Source organism: Arthrobacter sp. K410C (genome assembly GCF_059090105.1).
Map to the genome: position 1 here is coordinate 51,274 of NZ_JBNHFJ010000002.1, position 17,444 is coordinate 68,717.

Here is a 17,444-nt window from a genome sequence, read left to right on the forward strand (position 1 = left end):
GCGCCCCAGTAGCCCAATTGGCAGAGGCATCGGACTTAAAATCCGCGTGTTGTGGGTTCGAGTCCCACCTGGGGTACAGAGAAGCAGGGGACTTCAGGGTCTCCGCGAGGAAGCCGCCCGCATCTTATGGGCGGCTTCCGCCGTTTAATTCCACATATGCAACGACTGTTATAAGGATGTGACCTCAGTCACTTATCTTCGCCTGTGATTTGCATTAGCTTGAAGCTAAATCAGGAATCCCTGATTTTTCGTGTCGAAGGCCGTTCGCACCTTTAGATCGAGGAGCTCGTAAATGACTTTATTCCCCCAGGCGGGAGCCCGCGCTGCCAAGCTGACAGCGCTTGGCATCGGCGTTGCCTTCATGGCAACGGCTTGCGGCGGTCCGTCCACACCCACGGCCACCGAAACCACAACTGGAGCAGCAGCGGCCGGAATCGCATGCCCGGCACCGGGCGCAACCGGCGAAACCAGCGCGCCGGCCACGGGCGGCGCTGGCGGTGGTTCGGTGCCGCCGTCCACTGGAACAACCGAGACTCCTTTGAAACTCGGCTCGCTGTTGCCCACCACCGGTTCCCTGTCTTACCTCGGGCCACCCGAAATTGCCGGTGTGAACCTTGGCGTGAAGGAAGTCAACGACGCCGGTGGTGTCCTGGGCAAACCTGTGGAAGTAATCCACCGCGATTCAGGTGACACCAAGACGGACATCGCCACCCAGTCGACAAATGCCTTGCTGGGGCAGGGTGTCAACGCCATCATCGGTGCAGCCTCGTCGGGTGTCTCCAAGACCGTCATCAACCAGATCACAGGTGCTGGGGTCATCCAGTTCTCGCCGGCTAACACTTCGCCGGACTTCACCACCTGGGACGACAAAGGACTGTACTGGCGCACGGCACCATCCGATGTCCTTCAAGGCAAGGTCCTTGGCAACTACATGGCTACCTGTGGCGCCCAGACAGTGGGCATGATCGTCCTCAACGATGCGTACGGCACGGGCCTGGCAAAGAACATCAAGGCCGCGTTCGAGTCCGCAGGCGGCAAGGTTGTGGCCGAGGAGCTGTTCAACGAGGGTGACACCCAGTTCAGCAGCCAGGTGGACAAGGTTATCGCGGCCAAGCCCGACGCAATTGCCCTGATCACCTTTGACCAGGCCAAGAGCATCGTTCCCCTTATGACAGGCAAGGGGATCGATCCCACCACGATGTTCCTGGTGGACGGCAACACCGCAGACTACAGCAAGGACTTCCAACCTGGCACCTTGCAGGGTGCACACGGCACCTTCCCGGGGACATTTGCAAACGAAGCGTTTACAAAGAAGCTCCTGGAGATCGATCCCGCACTGAAGGACTTCACCTACGGCGGTGAGTCATACGATGCTGTCAACCTGATCGCCCTCGCTTCTGAAGCCGCAGGGAGCACCAGCGGCGTCGAAATCGCAAAGCAGCTCAAGGCGGTCTCGGAGTCGGGTGAGAAGTGCAGCGACTTCCCCTCCTGCGTTACTTTGCTGCGTGAGGGCAAGGACATCGACTACGACGGCCAGTCGGGTCCGATCACCTTCTCCGACGCCGGTGACCCGACCGAGGCTTACATCGGTATCTACGAGTACACCGCGGACAATAAGCTCCAAGCCGTACAGTCGGAATTTGGCAAGCTCTAGTAATCGTCAGTACGCACGAAGGAGCCCCCGTCCTGCCGGACGGGGGCTCCTTCGTGCAGTTCTGCTGGCCGCTACTAGACGGTGTCGGCCAGGGTACCGAGATAGAGCTGGATGACCTTGGGATCCTTCATCAGTTCACGGCCGGTGCCGGTGTAGGCATCCCGGCCCTGGTCCAGGACGTAGCCGCGGTCGCAGATCTGGAGGCAACGGCGCGCGTTCTGCTCCACCATGATCACTGACACCCCTGCACGGTTGATCTCATGCACGCGGAGGAACGTTTCGTCCTGCTTGACGGGGGAGAGGCCCGCGGACGGCTCATCCAGGAGCAGCACGGCCGGGTCCATCATTAGGGCACGGCCCATGGCCACCATCTGCCGCTCGCCCCCGGACAGGGAACCTGCCCGCTGGGCACGCCGCTTGCCCAGTTCGGGGAAGAGGCTGGTGACAAAGTCGAACCGCTCCGCAAAGTCCTTGGGCCGTTGGAACATGCCCATCTGGAGGTTCTCCTCGATGGTCAGCGTGGCGAACACATTGTTGGTCTGCGGGACGAATCCGACACCACGCGTCACCAGTTTGTTGGCCTTCAGCCCGGTGATGTCCTGGCCCCGTACCACGACGGTACCCGAATGGACTTTTACCAGACCAAACATGGCCTTCAGGAGCGTGGACTTGCCAGCGCCGTTTGGACCGATGATGCCGATCAGCTCACCCTTACGGGCCTCGATGCTGCAGCCGTTGAGGATGTTGACCCCGGGCAGGTAACCCGCCACAACGTCGGTGACTTTAACGACGGACCCGCCATCTTCCACCGGCTGTGCGGCGGCTGCCGCGCTGGTGCTGCTCATTGAGTGTCCTTCCCCGTGCTGCCTGTCTCCGTGCTACCGTGCCGGCCCTGCGGCTCCGTGCCGCTGGGCCGCTTCCCGCCCCGGCGGGCCTCTTCGGCTTCATTGGACACAACGTCCAGCGAGATGATGCCGGCATTTTCGGTTCCGACGATGGATTCCTCGTCGGCCTCGAGCTCGGCTGCCAGTTCCTTGAGGCCCTCGGAGTCGCCAAGGTCGACGTCGTGGTGGGCGCCAAGGTAGGCATCGATGACGGCGGGGTCCTTCATCACTTCGCCGGGCGGGCCCTCTGCCACCACTTTTCCCTCCGCCATGACCACTACCCAATCGGCAATGTGCCTGACCATATGCATGTCGTGTTCCACGAACAGGACGGTCATGCCCTCGGCCTTGAGGTTTTTGATGTGGTCCAGCAGCGATTGGGTCAGCGCCGGGTTGACGCCGGCCATGGGCTCGTCCAGCATCACGAGCTTGGGCTGCACCATGAGGGACCGGGCCATCTCCAGGAGCTTGCGCTGGCCGCCGGAGAGGGACGCTGCGTAATCGTCCTTTTTGACGTCAAGCTTGAACTTCTCAAGGAGCACGTTTGCCTGGGCCGTGATCTCCTTCTCCCGGCCGCCCCAGATGCCCTTGAACAACGCCCTGGAAAGGCGCTCGCCGGACTGGTTGGCCGCGCCGAGCCGCATGTTCTCCATGACCGTCAGCTTGCCCATAACCTTGGTCAGCTGGAAGGTCCGCACCATACCCATCCGTGCAACCTTGTAGGGTGACACCCCCGCGAGGCTCTTGCCCTCGAACTGCCACTTTCCGCTGTTGGGGGTATCGAACCCGGTCAGCAGATTGAAGAGCGTTGTCTTGCCGGCGCCGTTGGGGCCAATCAGGGCAGTGATTTTGTGGCGGGGAATCTCCAAGTACTCGACGTCCACGGCATTAATGCCGCCGAAGCTGCGGGTGACATTCTCTGCGACAAGAATCGGGTCGCGCTTTTTGCAGCCCGGGCCCGTTTCGCCGGCCGGAATAGGACGGTCGTCGGTCATGTAGTCCGGCGAGTCGGTGCCGGTGGTTGCAGGTATCTCGCTGTGCATGCTCATGCGAACGCCAGCTCCTTCTTGTTTCCGAACACGCCCTGCGGCCTGAAGATCATCAGCAGCATCAGGGCGACGCCAACCAGGATGTAGCGCAGCTGGCCGGCCTGGACCGTGTTAAGCCAGTTCACAGCACCCGACTCGATCAGGCCATACAGGATGCCCTGGGTCAGGGACAGGACCACCCAAAAGATCATGGCGCCGATTACCGGCCCGAGGACGGTACCAAGGCCGCCGAGCAAGAGGCAGGTATACAGGAAGAACGTCAATTCCGTGCCGTAGTTCGCCGGCTGGACTGCTCCGCGGGGGAGCGTGAAGACCATGCCGGCAAGGGCGCCGAGCACACCGCCGATGATCAGTGCCTGCATTTTGTGGGCGTAGACGTTCTTGCCCAGCGAGCGGACGGCGTTCTCGTCTTCGCGGATGCCCTTCAGGACGCGGCCCCACGGGCTGCGCATCAGCAGCCATACCAGCGTGCAGCACAGTGCGACCAGAACCCAGGCGACAACCCGGATAAAGAAGTCGCGATTGTTCATGCCGAAGTAGTCACCCTCCGGGAAGGGGTTCATGGCGTAAAAACCGCCTTCAAACGCCGCCAGTCCGTTGGCCGACCCCGTGATGGAGGTGAGCTGGTTTGTGGTCACGATATAACGGACGATCTCCGCCGATGCGATGGTGACGATGGCGAGGTAGTCAGCCCGCAGCCTCAACGTGGGGATGCCGAGCAGCAGGGCGAAAATCGAAGAGGCGAGGACGGCGATCAGCAGCCCGACGAAGAACGGCACCCCGAAGGTAAGGGTGGAGATGGCGAACCCGTACGCCCCCACCGCCATAAAGCCGGCCTGGCCGAAGTTCAACAGCCCTGAATATCCGAAGTGCACAGCGAGTCCGAGGGCGGCCAAAGCGTAGGCGGCGGTCGTCGGACTGAAGATTTCACTGGCAGCGCTGGCAAGAATGAATCCAAAATCCACGTCTGTCTCCTAACCCACGCGCTCGCGCCGGCCCAGGATGCCCTGCGGCCGGAACAAGAGGACAACGATCATGATGAACAGGGCTCCCACGAACTTGAGGTCGGCGGCGAGGCCGAACACTGTGGTGAGCTCGACGAAGATTCCGACGATGACGGATCCCACCAGTGCACCGAATACGGTTCCGAGCCCGCCAAGGGTGACGCCCGCGAAAATCAGCAGGAGGATGGCGGATCCCATATCGAAGGTGACGCCCGGCCGGTAGTAGGCCCAGAGTATGCCGCCCAGGGCAGCCAGCATCCCGCCGGTGATCCACACCAGCCGGATGACGGCGTCCACGTCAATGCCGGAGGCAGCAGCCAGGGCGGGATTGTCCGCCACAGCGCGGGTGGCCTTGCCCAGCCGCGTCTTCAGTAGGACGATGCCGAGAATCGTGATCACCACCGCACTGATGCCCAGGGACCAGAGGTTGTTGGGCGAGATGGATACCGGCCCCAACTGGATTTCCGGGCTCTGGGCAAAGGGAAGCTGTTGCGTGGCGCCGCCAAAGTAGAACTGGATGACGTAGCGCACGGCCAGCGCGAGGCCGATGCTGACGATCATCATGGGCACCAGGCCGGTCCCGCGGCGTCGCAGCGGCCGCCACAGGCCCCGGTCCTGGGCATACCCGAAGAGGGCGCCGCCCAGCAGGGCCAGGATCAGTGCCAGCCAGAAGGGCAGCCCGGCCGCATTGAATGCAAACACCAGCACGGCGCCCAGGGTCACCATCTCACCATGGGCAAAGTTGGTGAGCCCGGTGGTTCCGAAGATCAGTGACAGTCCCACGGAAGCCAGCGCCAGGAGCAGGCCGAAGCTCAGACCTGCCACCAGGCGGTTGAGCAGGTTCTGCCCGAAGTTCTGTTCCTGGACCACGATGCCTTTGCCGAAGGCAAAGATCACTGACAGGTTCGAGGTCTGGCTGAAAGTGACCTCACGCGGGTTATCCTGGCCCTCGGCGAGGGTGATGCCCTCAGGCAGGGTGGATTCGTCCAGTTCCACGGTGTAGGTGCCCTGCTCGGGCACGCCGATGTTCCAGGAGCCGTTCGCTGACGACTTGGCCGTGCCGGTGAAGTCGCCCTTCCTGGCAGTGATGGTCACATCCGCCAGGGGTGCGCGGGTGTCGTCGCGGAGGAAACCGCTGATGTTGTTCTGGAAGGTCTGGTTCGACGGGGATGGTGTCGGTGACGGGGAAGCGGCCTGGGTTGCCGGTGCCGCGAGGAGGAGGATCGCCAGGATGGTTGCACTGATGGCTCCCATGATTCCCGGCAAGCCCCGCCGTCGTTTGGCCGGCTGGCCGTGGGGTGTACTTCTCAAGGTGAAAAACCTCCACTTGGGGGCGGTCTCGGCTGCGCCATTGCAACCGCTGCGAACGGGCGCAGGGCGGGGATGCGCCATCTCGCCCGGCACCCTCACGCATGTGTGAGTTCCGTCACCCTGCTTGGCTTATGCTACAGCGCGCAGGATGCCGCAAATGCCGAGGTCCAGGCCTTGTTGGTAGCGATCAGGTAACAACTCGGGCAACGCGGGCGGGCCGGACGGGAGGAACGCCTTGAGAAACCTTTGTTGAGCCACGGTATTTTCGAGGCCCGCTGGATGCAGCCCGGCAATGACAGCGGAGCCGCCTGCGTCACGGTTGCGTTGCATAGCAGCCCGTTCGGGAACTTTCAGGGGCGTATTGGCGTGGTAATTGGTAGCGTAAACCTTAAGGTTCACATCACACCCACACGGAGGAATCCAGCAATGGCACTTGGCGGCAACCCGATCTTCAACGGAAAGAATTTCCGTGGAGCCACCCAGGCACCGCCTGTCCCGCAGGCTCCCTACGGACAAGCTCCGTACGGCCAGGCACCTTACGGACAAGCTCCGTACGGCCAGGCACCTTACGGCCAGCAGGGCTGGAACACCCAGCCGCAGGGCATGACGGACGAGCAACTGCAGCAGATGTACAGCAGGCCTTCCGCCGGCCCCGCTGACACCGGACGGATGACGTTCGACGACGTCATCGTCAAGACTGCTGCCTGCCTCGGAGTGCTGCTCGCCGGTGCCGCGGTCACCATGGTGGTGGGCCTCGGCCTGGCATCCCTGCTGATGGTGGTCGGTGCGCTGGGCGGCTTCGTCCTGGCGCTCGTGAATACGTTCAAGAAGCAGCCGTCACCGGCTCTGATTCTTGCGTACGCGGGCCTCGAAGGCCTCTTCCTCGGCGGCCTCACCCGGGTCCTTGACACCATGTACCCGGGCGTTGGGCTCCAGGCTGTCCTCGGCACGCTGTCCGTCTTCACCGTGACGCTTGTCCTCTTCAAGAGCGGCAAGGTGCGCGCCACCCCCAAGGCCATGAAGTTCTTCATGATCGCCCTGATTGGCTACGCACTCTTCTCCGTGGTCAACCTCGTCATGATGCTGACCGGCCTCACCTCCGAACCCTTCGGACTGCGAAGCGGCATCATCGGCGTCGTCATTGGCATCCTGGCCATCGGCCTTGCGGCATTCTCGCTGGTCATGGACTTCACCAGCATAGAAGCCGGTGTCCGCAGCGGCGCTCCGCAGCGCTTCTCGTGGACGGCCGCGTTCGGCCTGACCGTCACCCTGGTCTGGCTGTACGTGGAGATCATCCGCCTGCTGGCTATCCTCCGCGGCGAGGAGTAACCGGCAAGGCGGTCCCACCACAGGACCGTGACAGCAACGGAGGGCCCCACCAGATTTCTGGTGGGGCCCTCCGTTTGTCTCCGTCCGGGTATCCTGCGGCTCAGGCGATGCGCATGGCCCCGGCGGCAGGCGACACGGTGAAGATGTCCGGCGCTGTGAAGCCGGCCCGGGCAAACGCGTGCACGACGGCGTCGCGCACCTTCTGTTCGCTGGCGGCGGGGGTCAGTGCGATGGCTGCACCGCCGAACCCGCCGCCGGTCATCCGGGCGCCGATGGCACCGGCCGCCCGCGAGGTATCCACGGCGAGGTCAAGTTCCGGACAGGAGATCTCGAAGTCATCGCGCATCGACGCATGGCTGGCGTCCAGCAGATGACCAATGGCAGCGGGCCCCCGGTCGGCGAGGAGTTCAACGGTCTGCAGCACCCGGTCGTTTTCGGTGACCACGTGCCGGACGCGCCGGAACGTCACCTCGTCCAGCAACCCGCCAGCCTCCTCCAGGTCACCCACCTGCACGTCGCGCAGCGCTTTGACCCCCAGCACTTCAGCGCCCAGTTCGCATGATGCCCGCCGGGAGGCGTATCCGCCGTCGGCATGCGAGTGCGACACCTTGGTGTCGATGACCAGCAGCACCAGCCCGGCGGGTTCCGTCTCGAACGGAACAAGGCTGGCGTTCTGGTCCCGGCAGTCCAGGAACACGGCGTGTCCGCGGGCGCCGCGCAGCGAGGCGGACTGGTCCATGATGCCGGTGGGGGCTCCCACAAAGTCGTTCTCCGCCTGCTGGGTGGCCAGGACCATGTCCTGTGCTTCCAGGCCGGCCCCGGTCAGGTCGTTCAGCGCCGTGATGACGGCACATTCAATAGCGTGCGACGACGACAGGCCGGCCCCCAGGGGGACGTCTGAATCCAACAGCAGATCGACTCCCGGGACGTCGATGCCGCGCCGGCGCAGGACCCACATGACGCCAAGCGGGTACTTCGTCCAGCCCTTGGCCGACCCCGGCTCAAGGGACTCAAGCGCGGTGGCTACGACGCCCTGGTCGCCGTAGGTCGATAGCAGCCGGACAGTTGAGTCCGCGCGGACTCCGACGGCCACGCGGGCTGTCCTGTCGATGGCGAAGGGCAGGACGAAGCCCTCGTTGTAGTCCGTGTGTTCACCGATGAGGTTCACGCGGCCGGGCGCCTGCCAGATGCCGTCGGGAGCGCTCCCGAACTCTTGGGTGAAACGGGCAGCCAGGTCCCCTGCCGGGGCAAGGGCCGGCGCGGTGGAGGGATCGGGTGCGGTGCTCAAGCGGGGGCTCCTTCAGACATGCCGGCCAGGGCCGGCGACGTGGGCGACCCCGGAACGGTGACCGAACGCAGGCGCTCTGCCACGCTTTCCGGGGTGGTGTCGTTGATGAACGCACCCATGGCGGCCTCGGACCCGGCAAGGTATTTCAGCTTATCCGCAGCGCGGCGGGGTGACGTCAGCTGAAGGTGCAGGTAGCCCGCGGGCCGCAGGACAGGATCCAACGGGGCCTGGTGCCAGGCGGAGATGTACGGGGTGGGGGTGGGATACAGGGCGTCCACGCGTTTGAGCAGATCCAGGTAGACCTCCGCCAGTTCGTCCTTCTCTTCGCCGCTCAGGGCCGCCAGGTCCGGAACATGGCGGTGGGGAACCAGGTGGATCTCAAGCGGCCACCGGGCAGCAAAGGGGACGTAGGCACTGAAGTTTTCACCTTCCATCACCATCCTGCCCCCGTCCTCCCGCTCAGCACGCAGCAGGGATCCGGTCAGGGTCTCCCGGCCGTCACGGGCGTCATGAAATTCCTGCGCTGCGGTGCCGATCACGGCGGCGCGGGGTGTTACGTACGGGTAGGCGTAGATCTGCCCGTGCGGATGGTGCAGGGTGACGCCGATGTCCGCGCCGCGGTTCTCGAACGGGAACACCTGCTGGATCCCGGGCAGGGCGCTGAGGGCGGCGGTCCGTTGTGCCCAGGCCTCAATAACGGTGCGGGAGCGGGTCCGGCTGAGTCCGCTGAAGGACCCGGTGTGCTCCGGAGTGAAGGACACTACCTCGCAGCGGCCGTACGCCGGACCTTTCGTTCCCCATACTGCATCCTCCGAAACGGGGCCCAGCGCCGGTCCGAGGGAGGGAAAGCGGTTCTCGAAAACCACCACATCGTAGTCCGCGGCCGGTATTTCCGAGGGGTTGCTGCCGGTGGTGGGGCAGATGGGGCACTGGTCTGCCGGCGGGAGATGGGTCCGGGTCTGGCGGTGGGCCGCGACTGCCACCCACTCGTTGGTCAGGGCATCGAACCGGACCTCGCCCGGCTCGCCCCGGGGAGGAAGGCCGCGGTGGTCCATGGTCAGTTCGGCTGCGCGCGAAACAGTAGTGCCCGCGTCGTCGAAATAGATCAGCTCCCGGCCGTCGGAGAGTCTGGTACTGGTGATCCCTGTCATGCAGAAAAGTTTGGCATACCCGATCAAAAAAGAATAGTTAAGAACAAAAGACAACATTAACCATTGGTGCCGTGAACGGCAGCCGGGGTACGGTATGCCCATGACATCGTCTTCCCAGCAGGAATCCCCGGCCGGTTCGACTCCGCAGGCCTATGCGACGGGGCGGCAATATGAGCTGCGGCGCGGCGATGCCCTGGCGGTGGTCACCGAGCTGGCGGCAGGCCTCCGCTCCTTCCACCGCGGCGGCGTACTCCTGACAGAGACATATGGCGACGACCAGATCCCGCCCGGAGCCACCGGAATCACGCTTGCCCCCTGGGCCAACCGCGTGGAGGACGGCAAGTGGTTCCTGGACGGCAAAAAGCAGCAGCTGGACATCACCGAAGTTGCCCGGAACAACGCCAGCCACGGCCTGCTGCGCAACACTGCGTACGCCCTGGTCGACGAGTCGGAGCACTCCGTCTCCCTGGAGGCCACCATCTTTCCGCAGCACGGCTATCCCTTCCTGCTGCGGCACCGCGTCCAATACCTCCTGGACCACACCCTGGGCCTGGTGGTCCGGCAGACCCTTGCCAACCATTCCAAAGCTTCGGCCCCGTTCGTCCTGGGAGCGCATCCATACCTCCGCCTGGGTGATGCGCCCATCGAGGAGCTGGTGCTCACGGTTGCCGCGGACACCCGGCTGGTGGCCGATGAACGGCTCATTCCCCGCGGCTCAGCACCGGTGGCGGGAGACACCGATTTCCAGTCCGGCCGGCGCATTGCGGACCTCAGCGTGGATGTCGCCCTCACCGGCCTCACGCGCGTGGACGGCAAAGCCCGGCATACCCTGAGTGCTGCCGACGGACGCAGTGTCAGCCTCTGGCAGGATGCAGCCTGCGAGTATGTCCACGTCTTCGTGAGCACCGAGTACCCCGGCCGCAGCCGGGCCGTCGCAGTGGAGCCAATGACCGGACCGGCAAACGCCTTCAACTCCGGCGACGGACTCCGCTGGTTGGCGCCAGGCGAGGCCTTCACCATCGAGTGGGGAATCGACTACAGCGCAGGCGGGGACCGCTAGCAGTTTCCCATTAGGGCACCGCTGCGGAATTATTAGGCTATGACGCCAACCGGGGATGCCGTACCGCCTTCAAGCCCAGCCTCCGTACAGCAAAAACCCGTTCCAGCACCACCGACGCTGCGGGTTCTCGCTGACCGGGAGCTGGACCGGGACATTCCCTACGGAATCCGTATCGCGGCGTCATGGGCATGGCGGCTGGGCCTGATCCTCCTGGTTGGCGGTGCCCTGGTGTGGCTGCTGAGCCACATCAGCTTCCTGATCATTCCCGTCCTGGTGGCCGCGCTCCTCGCAGGGCTCCTCAACCCGGTGGTGGGCTGGCTCAAGAGCTACCGGGTGCCCGCCGGACTGGCAGTGGCCATGACCGTGCTCGGCTTCATCGGACTCATCGCCGGTGCGCTGGCACTGGTGGGTAGGCAGCTCTGGGTCGGTTTCGGAGAACTCTGGTCGGAATCGCTGGCCGGGGTCAAGAAGATCCAGGACTGGCTGGCGGACGGACCGCTCCACCTGACGGCGGACCAGATGGACCAGTACCTGAAGGAAGCCACTGCGGCCCTGCAGGACAACACCAGCAGCATTGTCAGCGGCGCGCTCTCCTTCGGCAGCACTGCGGGCCACTTTGCCGCAGGCCTGGTCCTGGCCCTCTTCATCCTGATTTTCTTCCTGCTGGAGGGCGACAGGATCTGGGTATTCCTGGTGCGGCTCCTCCCCAGGAAGGCGCGGGCGGCAGCATTCGGCGCCGGACGCAAGGGCTGGACTTCCATGGTCAGCTATGCCCGGATCCAGATGTTCGTTGCGTTCGTTGACGCGGTGGGCATCGGGGTGGGAGCAGCAATCATCGGTGTTCCCCTTGCGCTGCCGCTGGCGGTGCTGGTCTTCATCGGCTCCTTCATCCCCGTGGTGGGTGCCCTGGTGACCGGCGCCATCGCCGTGCTGCTCGCGCTGGTGGCCAACGGGCCGGTCAACGCCCTCATCATGCTGGGCATCGTCCTGCTGGTCCAGCAGCTCGAAAGCCACATCCTGCAGCCCCTGGTCATGGGCAAGGCCGTGGCACTGCATCCGGTGGCCGTCATCCTCACCGTCGCTGCCGGCTCATACCTCGCCGGCATCCCGGGTGCCCTGTTCTCGGTACCCATTCTCGCCGTCGCAAATTCGGCCATTCGCTACATTGCCGCCAGAACGTGGGAACATGAACAGGTGCCGCTAACGCCGCTGGCGGCCGGTGCCCCGGCGGACAACACCATCAAGGATGTTGCCCGGCCTGCAGTGCGCTGGCACAGCAGGGACGCCGCAGCAGGCACCACAGCAGAAGATCCCGATGTCCGCAGCTTTCCCAAGCCGGGCCCCGGGGACGAATCCAGAGGAGAATAGTCCGTGAACATCCTTGAAACCCTTCCCGTCACACTGGACGATGTCCTGGAGGCGCAGAAGCTGCTTGACGGGATTATTGCGCGCACTCCTGTTGAATCGTCGCGGGCGCTGGGAACAATGGTTGGCGGCGACGTCTACTTCAAGTGCGAAAACCTCCAGCGGGCAGGATCGTTCAAGGTCCGCGGAGCCTATGTGCGGATGGCCAGGCTGTCCCCGGAAGAGAAAAAGCGCGGCGTGGTGGCCGCCTCGGCAGGCAACCACGCCCAGGGCGTGGCCGTGGCTGCCAAGAGCCTTGGAATCAAGGCCCGCATCTACATGCCGCTCGGCGTGGCGCTGCCCAAGCTGGCAGCCACCCGCAGCCACGGCGCGGAAGTTATCCTGCACGGGCACAACGTGGACGAAGCGCTCGCAGAAGCCCAGCGTTACAGCAATGAAACGGGCACCGTGTTCGTCCACCCCTTCGATAACGTCGACGTCGTTGCAGGCCAGGGCACGCTCGGCCTCGAGATCCTCGAACAGGTGCCCAACGTGGATACCGTGCTGATGGGCGTTGGAGGGGGCGGGCTTTTGGCCGGTGTTGCCGTGGCCATCAAAGCCCGGGCAAGGGAGCTGGGCCGGGAGATCCGCATTATCGGTGTGCAGGCCGAAAACGCAGCCGCCTACCCGCCGTCGCTCGCCGCCGACGCCCTGGTACCCCTGAAGAAGGTGTCCACCATGGCTGACGGCATCGCCGTGGGCCGCCCCGGCCAGTTGCCGTTCAGCATCATCCGGGAACTGGTGGATGACGTGGTCACCGTCAGCGAAGACTCGCTGGCCCGGGCCCTGATCTTCCTGCTGGAGCGGGCCAAGATGGTGGTGGAGCCCGCCGGCGCTGTGGGCGTCGCCGCGCTGATGGACGGGAAAATCGAGAACCCGGGAACCACGGCCGTGGTCCTGTCCGGCGGCAATATCGATCCCATGTTGATGCTGAAGGTGATCCAGCGCGGCCTCTCGGCGGCGGGACGCTACATGACTGTCCGGATGATGCTGGACGACAGGCCGGGCTCACTGGCCACCATCGCCAGGATCATCGCCGAAAACGATGCCAATGTGACCGGCCTGGACCACACCAGGGTGGGCGGCTCCATCAGCATGGGAGACGTCTCCATCACGGTGAACCTGGAGACCAAAGGCCACGAGCACGGCGCCCAGGTCCTCAGCGCCCTCCGCGCCGAAGGCTTCCAGCCGATCGTGGTGCACTAGGAGGTGCCGTGGAAGGGCTGACCGGGGACGGGGGCATCAGGCAGCGCCAGACCGTGGCGGCAAGGGCTAAGGGCGGCTTGCTGGTCCTTGGTGCTTTCGTGGTCCTGCTCTTTGTCATCGAGCTCTTCAACATGGTGATGCTCCGCTCGCTCAACGCGACGTTCGGGCTCCGGCCCCGCAGCGCTGACGGGCTGCTGGACATCTTCACCTTTCCGCTCCTGCACGCGAACCTGAACCATCTGCTCTCCAACAGCCTGCCGCTGATCATTTTCGGCTTCCTGGTGTTCCTCTCCGGACTCCGGGTGTTCATGACTGCCTTGGCCTTCAGCTGGCTGGGGTCCGGCCTCACGGTCTGGCTGATCGGCGACGGCGGCATCACCGTGGGCTCATCCGGCCTGGTTTTCGGCTTGTTCTCCTTCCTCCTGGTCCGGGGTTTCTTCAACCGCAGCTGGCGCCAGATCCTCCTGGCCGTGGTTCTTTTCATGGGATACGGGAGCATCCTGCTGGGGATCCTGCCCATCGTTTCCGGATTCGTCTCGTGGCAAGCACACCTGGGCGGCGCGGCCGGGGGACTGGTGGCGGCGCTGCTGCTTCGGACGCGGACGACCCGCTGACCTGACCGGCTGCGGGATAGAACGCATAAGCGCCGGCCCCCTTGCGGGTGCCGGCGCTTTTAGTGCGTCTGGAACTAGGCCACGTACGGCTTGGCGGACAGGATTTCCACCTTGATGTCCTTGCCGTTCGGTGCCGTGTAGCTGAGCGTCTCGCCTTCCTTGTGCCCGAGGATGGCAGCTCCCAGCGGAGACTTCTCACTGAACACGTCCAGGTCGGAATCGCCGGCAATTTCACGGGAACCGAGCAGGAAGGTCTCCTCGTCGCCGGCGATCCTGGCGACGACGATCATGCCGGGCTCAACGATTCCATCGTCAGCGGGAGACTCGCCCACGTGGGCATCGCGGAGCAGGACCGTGAGCTGGCGGATGCGGGCCTCAATCTTGCCCTGCTCCTCCTTGGCGGCGTGGTAGCCGCCGTTCTCCTTGAGGTCCCCCTCTTGCCGGGCTGCATCGATCTTCTGGACAATTTCCGCCCGGCCAGGGCCGGAAAGGTGGTCCAGCTCTGCCTTCAGGCGGTCAAAAGCTTCCTGGGTAAGCCAGGCTGCAGCTGCGCTGTTGGTGGTAGACACGGACTTCTCCTCTAATGGTCCTACATGCAAAAGACCCCGCCACAGTGGCCACTTGTGGAACAGTAACCAGCTCAGCGGGGTGAAGGTATTGCTCCATTGTAGTCAATCCTGTGGACTTATCCCAACAGGGGAGCGGCGCACGTCACATCCGCTAGCCCTCTTTATCCGCTATCCAGCAATCGTCCACCACGCCGGACACGGAAGGCGATTCGGTGCGGACGGCCACGCGCTGCGTTACTGTCCTGCCGCCGTCAGCCGCTCCTTCCCGGGCATCGGCCGGGATGTCCACTACTTTCCAGCCCACTATGGCGAACTTGGAATCAAGCGCCTTGACGGCACACTGCACGTTTGTCCCCGGTTCCCTGGTCACCTGGAAGTCCACCTCGGCCAGCGTGCCGTCAGGGGTGCTGTAGCCGATGTCCTTGAACGAGATATCGGTCAGGGAATTGGACGTGGAGACCCATGCAATGAAGCCGATGCCGCCGGCCAGTGCCACCCCGGCTATGGTCCGCTTGGCGGCGGCCGAAATCCCGCGCTTTTTAGCACCATAGCGATTGGCTAGGCTAGTGTCTGCGGGCGCGGATGGGGCCGGCTGGTCCGGGGAAGTCACCCGTCCAGTTTAGTGCCCATTCCGCCGGTGCCGGTCCTGCACCAGTGGGAGGCAGCGGCCCGCCGCCGTTGAAACAGCCACAACCAAAGATGAATGAGGAGCCGTCCCTCCATGACAGCGTCCAGCAACTCCCCGGCACCGCTACGGCTGCTTGCAGTCCATGCCCACCCGGATGACGAATCCAGCAAGGGCGCTGCGACGATGGCCAAGTACGCCGCCTCCGGCGTGGATGTCATGGTGGCCACGTGCACGGACGGTTCCCGCGGGGACATCCAGAACCCTGCGGTGGAAGGCGAACCGCACCCCAAGCGGGATATGGCCGGAGCCAGGCGCCTTGAAATGGAGAGCGCCGCCAAAATCCTGGGAATCAGGCAGCGGTGGGTGGGGTTCGTGGATTCCGGGCTTCCCGAGGGGGACCCACTGCCGCCGTTGCCAGCAGGCGCCTTTGCCACGCTGCCGCTGCACCGGGCCGCGGCGCCCCTGGTGCGGCTGGTGCGCTCCTTCAAGCCGCACGTCATCCTGAGCTACGACGAGAACGGCGGATACCCCCATCCGGACCACATCATGGCCCACCGGGTGGCAGTCGAAGCCTTCGAGGCTGCAGGTGACCCTTTGCGCTATCCCGATGCAGGGGAGCCCTGGGAGCCCAGCAAGCTCTACTACGACAGGGCTTTCAGCCCGGAGCGTTTCCGTGCGCTGCACTTCGCGCTGGAGGAGGCCGGCCTGCAGTCTCCGTATGCCGAGCGGTTGGCCGCCTGGCTGGAGTCCGACGCCGAGGGGCACACGCCGCCGCCGGCACCGCATCCGACCACCACGCAGATCGATTGCGGAGATTTCTTCGAGGTGCGCGACGACGCCCTGCGTGCGCACCGGACGCAGGTGGATCCGCTGGGGTTCTTTTTTGCCGTGTCTGCGGAGATGCAGCGGCGGGCCTGGCCGTGGGAGGACTACTCGCTCATCCATTCCCGGGTGCCTTCCGAGCTCCCGGAGAAGGACCTGTTCGCAGGGCTAAGATAGTAGCGGCAGGCAATTTCTATGCCGCGTAGAAGATAGGCCAGCCCTCCGGCCGCGCCGTCCGCTGCCACCCGTTCCACAGAAGGTTTAAACGTGCATCATCTGCTCCTCAGTCTGGCCACCACCCCCACGCCGCTGCCCACCCCCACGCTGCGGGAAGGCATCTCTGAGGACCAGGTGACGCCGGGCCTCCTGGGCTTCATCATGACCGCTTTCTTCGTGGTGGCCACCGCCCTGCTGATCGTGGACATGGTCCGGCGGATCCGCCGGGTCCGCTACCGCGCGCAGGTGGAAGAGGACCGCCTGGCAGCCGCCGCAGCTGCCGATGTGGCGGCGGCTGACGCGCAGGACGGGCTGGAATCCGCTCCCAGGCAGTCCGACGGCGATGGCAACGGCATTGCCCCCGGCCAGTCCCGTCCGCAGGACTAGGCGCGCAGCCTGCTCGAAGGACGTTACCCGAGGACGGCCAGGGCGATGGCCGTGAAGTGGGCCGCGAAGGCGAAGACCGTGAAAGCGTGGAACAGTTCGTGGAAGCCGAAGTGGTGGTAGCTGAAGTTCGGCTTCTTCAGGGCATAGAACACCGCCCCGGTGATGTACAGGACGCCCCCCACGCAGATCAGCACGGCGGCCGGAATGCTGGCTTGGAAGAACTGCGGCAGGTAGACGAGGGAGCCGCAGCCCAGGGCTATATAGATCGGTACATACAGCCAGCGCGGGGCATCAGTCCACAGCAGCCGGAAGAGCACCCCGAGGATGGCACCGGACCAGATGACCCATAGCAGGAGAACAGCCTGCTGCCGCTCCAGGAGGGTCCAGGCCAGCGGCGTGTAACTGCCGGCGATGACGAGCATGATGTTGGTGTGGTCGAGCCGCTTCAGCACCATCTTTACGGCCGGGGACCAGTTGCCGCGGTGGTACACAGCGCTGACACCGAATAACAGCACGCCGGTGGCTGCATAGATGGCCGAAGTGATTTTTCGGTCCGCGGTGGGTGCAAGGGCCACCAGCAGAATGCCTGCGGCTAGGGCCAGCGGAGCGGTCACGGCGTGGATCCAGCCGCGCCATTTCGGCTTGATCATTAACAGCTCTGCCAGCCGCACTGCCGCCTCGTCGAGGGCGTCCTGCCCGGCGCCTTCTGCCGCGTTTCCGCCCTGTGGTTGGGGCAGGTGCGGGGCATCGGGGGAGTCGCTGTTCATCCTCCAAGAATAATCTACGGTCCGGTAAGTTACTCGCGGGTAATACGACGGCGGGCTGCCGCCGGCACCAGCCGGACTTCCCGCCATTCAGCGGGCGGTAG

General features: G+C 64.5%; 18 protein-coding genes and 1 tRNA gene. 9 read left to right on the forward strand and 10 right to left on the reverse strand.

The window, feature by feature from the left end:
* Positions 1–2: 2 nt before the first annotated feature.
* Together AC5RU7_RS05250 and AC5RU7_RS05255 are read left to right on the forward strand one after the other, a co-directional pair.
* Positions 3–76, forward strand: a tRNA-Leu gene (locus AC5RU7_RS05250).
* Positions 77–292: 216 nt separating this feature from the next.
* A complete protein-coding gene (locus AC5RU7_RS05255; RefSeq protein ID WP_494051405.1) occupies positions 293–1,654 on the forward strand; it encodes an ABC transporter substrate-binding protein in 1,362 nt (453 codons plus the stop codon).
* 74 nt (positions 1,655–1,728) lie between these two features.
* On the opposite strand, the gene AC5RU7_RS05260 is transcribed toward AC5RU7_RS05255, so the two are convergent.
* The 5 genes from AC5RU7_RS05260 to AC5RU7_RS05280 all read right to left on the reverse strand — a co-directional run bounded on the left by AC5RU7_RS05260 (position 1,729) and on the right by AC5RU7_RS05280 (position 6,301).
* Positions 1,729–2,499 (reverse strand): ABC transporter ATP-binding protein, encoded by a 771-nt coding sequence (locus tag AC5RU7_RS05260; RefSeq protein ID WP_494051406.1) that lies wholly within the window; start codon positions 2,497–2,499, stop codon positions 1,729–1,731.
* Positions 2,496–3,587 (reverse strand): ABC transporter ATP-binding protein, encoded by a 1,092-nt coding sequence (locus AC5RU7_RS05265; protein WP_494051407.1) that lies wholly within the window; start codon positions 3,585–3,587, stop codon positions 2,496–2,498. The genes AC5RU7_RS05260 and AC5RU7_RS05265 overlap by 4 nt, the downstream gene beginning before the upstream one ends.
* Positions 3,584–4,552 (reverse strand): branched-chain amino acid ABC transporter permease, encoded by a 969-nt coding sequence (locus tag AC5RU7_RS05270; protein ID WP_494051408.1) that lies wholly within the window; start codon positions 4,550–4,552, stop codon positions 3,584–3,586. The genes AC5RU7_RS05265 and AC5RU7_RS05270 overlap by 4 nt, the downstream gene beginning before the upstream one ends.
* 9 nt (positions 4,553–4,561) lie before the next feature.
* Positions 4,562–5,845, reverse strand: coding sequence for a branched-chain amino acid ABC transporter permease (locus tag AC5RU7_RS05275; RefSeq protein WP_494051409.1), 1,284 nt, complete (start codon positions 5,843–5,845; stop codon positions 4,562–4,564).
* Between the two features lie 186 nt (positions 5,846–6,031).
* Positions 6,032–6,301, reverse strand: coding sequence for a hypothetical protein (locus AC5RU7_RS05280; RefSeq protein WP_494051410.1), 270 nt, complete (start codon positions 6,299–6,301; stop codon positions 6,032–6,034).
* Between the two features lie 27 nt (positions 6,302–6,328).
* On the opposite strand from AC5RU7_RS05280, the gene AC5RU7_RS05285 reads away from it, so the two are divergent.
* Positions 6,329–7,231, forward strand: a complete 903-nt coding sequence (locus AC5RU7_RS05285; protein WP_494010635.1) for a Bax inhibitor-1/YccA family protein — start codon at positions 6,329–6,331, stop codon at positions 7,229–7,231.
* Between the two features lie 100 nt (positions 7,232–7,331).
* Here AC5RU7_RS05285 and galK read toward each other — a convergent pair whose 3' ends face one another.
* Both galK and galT read right to left on the reverse strand, forming a co-directional pair.
* Entirely contained in the window at positions 7,332–8,519 is a 1,188-nt protein-coding gene (gene galK / locus AC5RU7_RS05290) for a galactokinase (protein ID WP_494051411.1), read from the reverse strand.
* Positions 8,516–9,670 carry a galactose-1-phosphate uridylyltransferase gene (gene galT, locus AC5RU7_RS05295; RefSeq protein WP_494051412.1) on the reverse strand — a complete coding sequence of 385 codons (1,155 nt, stop codon included), beginning with the start codon at positions 9,668–9,670 and terminating at the stop codon, positions 8,516–8,518. Before galT ends, galK begins: the two co-directional genes overlap by 4 nt.
* A 100-nt stretch (positions 9,671–9,770) precedes the next feature.
* On the opposite strand from galT, the gene AC5RU7_RS05300 reads away from it, so the two are divergent.
* The 4 genes from AC5RU7_RS05300 to AC5RU7_RS05315 are packed head-to-tail and all read left to right on the forward strand — an operon-like array spanning position 9,771 to position 13,954.
* A complete protein-coding gene (locus AC5RU7_RS05300; protein ID WP_494051413.1) occupies positions 9,771–10,730 on the forward strand; it encodes an aldose 1-epimerase family protein in 960 nt (319 codons plus the stop codon).
* Positions 10,731–10,769: 39 nt separating this feature from the next.
* Complete coding sequence (locus AC5RU7_RS05305; RefSeq protein WP_494051414.1) at positions 10,770–12,098, forward strand: AI-2E family transporter; 1,329 nt, start codon at positions 10,770–10,772, stop codon at positions 12,096–12,098.
* Between the two features lie 3 nt (positions 12,099–12,101).
* Positions 12,102–13,340 (forward strand): threonine ammonia-lyase, encoded by a 1,239-nt coding sequence (gene ilvA, locus AC5RU7_RS05310; RefSeq protein ID WP_494051415.1) that lies wholly within the window; start codon positions 12,102–12,104, stop codon positions 13,338–13,340.
* Between the two features lie 8 nt (positions 13,341–13,348).
* Positions 13,349–13,954, forward strand: a complete 606-nt coding sequence (locus tag AC5RU7_RS05315; RefSeq protein WP_494051416.1) for a rhomboid family intramembrane serine protease — start codon at positions 13,349–13,351, stop codon at positions 13,952–13,954.
* Between the two features lie 74 nt (positions 13,955–14,028).
* Here the strand turns inward: AC5RU7_RS05315 and greA are convergent, their stop codons facing one another.
* Together greA and AC5RU7_RS05325 are read right to left on the reverse strand one after the other, a co-directional pair.
* Entirely contained in the window at positions 14,029–14,523 is a 495-nt protein-coding gene (gene greA / locus AC5RU7_RS05320; protein ID WP_494051417.1) for a transcription elongation factor GreA, read from the reverse strand.
* Positions 14,524–14,674: 151 nt separating this feature from the next.
* Complete coding sequence (locus tag AC5RU7_RS05325) at positions 14,675–15,019, reverse strand: DUF4307 domain-containing protein (RefSeq protein ID WP_494051418.1); 345 nt, start codon at positions 15,017–15,019, stop codon at positions 14,675–14,677.
* 225 nt (positions 15,020–15,244) lie between these two features.
* Between AC5RU7_RS05325 and mca the strand changes: the two genes are divergently transcribed.
* Positions 15,245–16,150, forward strand: a complete 906-nt coding sequence (mca, locus tag AC5RU7_RS05330; RefSeq protein WP_494051419.1) for a mycothiol conjugate amidase Mca — start codon at positions 15,245–15,247, stop codon at positions 16,148–16,150.
* A gap of 90 nt (positions 16,151–16,240) precedes the next feature.
* Complete coding sequence (locus AC5RU7_RS05335) at positions 16,241–16,576, forward strand: hypothetical protein (RefSeq protein ID WP_494010625.1); 336 nt, start codon at positions 16,241–16,243, stop codon at positions 16,574–16,576.
* Positions 16,577–16,599: 23 nt separating this feature from the next.
* Here AC5RU7_RS05335 and trhA read toward each other — a convergent pair whose 3' ends face one another.
* A complete protein-coding gene (gene trhA, locus AC5RU7_RS05340; protein WP_494051420.1) occupies positions 16,600–17,343 on the reverse strand; it encodes a PAQR family membrane homeostasis protein TrhA in 744 nt (247 codons plus the stop codon).
* Positions 17,344–17,444 lie beyond the last annotated feature (101 nt).

What these genes read in the sequence shown, in the direction of transcription:
- AC5RU7_RS05255 (WP_494051405.1), top strand. Translation starts at nt 293, where the DNA reads ATGACTTTATTCCCCCAGGCGGGAGCCCGCGCTGCCAAGCTGACAGCG.
- AC5RU7_RS05260 (WP_494051406.1), bottom strand. Translation starts at nt 2,499, where the DNA reads ATGAGCAGCACCAGCGCGGCAGCCGCCGCACAGCCGGTGGAAGATGGC.
- AC5RU7_RS05265 (WP_494051407.1), bottom strand. Translation starts at nt 3,587, where the DNA reads ATGAGCATGCACAGCGAGATACCTGCAACCACCGGCACCGACTCGCCG.
- AC5RU7_RS05275 (WP_494051409.1), bottom strand. Translation starts at nt 5,845, where the DNA reads ATGGGAGCCATCAGTGCAACCATCCTGGCGATCCTCCTCCTCGCGGCA.
- AC5RU7_RS05285 (WP_494010635.1), top strand. Translation starts at nt 6,329, where the DNA reads ATGGCACTTGGCGGCAACCCGATCTTCAACGGAAAGAATTTCCGTGGA.
- galT (WP_494051412.1), bottom strand. Translation starts at nt 9,670, where the DNA reads ATGACAGGGATCACCAGTACCAGACTCTCCGACGGCCGGGAGCTGATC.
- AC5RU7_RS05300 (WP_494051413.1), top strand. Translation starts at nt 9,771, where the DNA reads ATGACATCGTCTTCCCAGCAGGAATCCCCGGCCGGTTCGACTCCGCAG.
- AC5RU7_RS05305 (WP_494051414.1), top strand. Translation starts at nt 10,770, where the DNA reads ATGACGCCAACCGGGGATGCCGTACCGCCTTCAAGCCCAGCCTCCGTA.
- mca (WP_494051419.1), top strand. Translation starts at nt 15,245, where the DNA reads ATGACAGCGTCCAGCAACTCCCCGGCACCGCTACGGCTGCTTGCAGTC.
- trhA (WP_494051420.1), bottom strand. Translation starts at nt 17,343, where the DNA reads ATGAACAGCGACTCCCCCGATGCCCCGCACCTGCCCCAACCACAGGGC.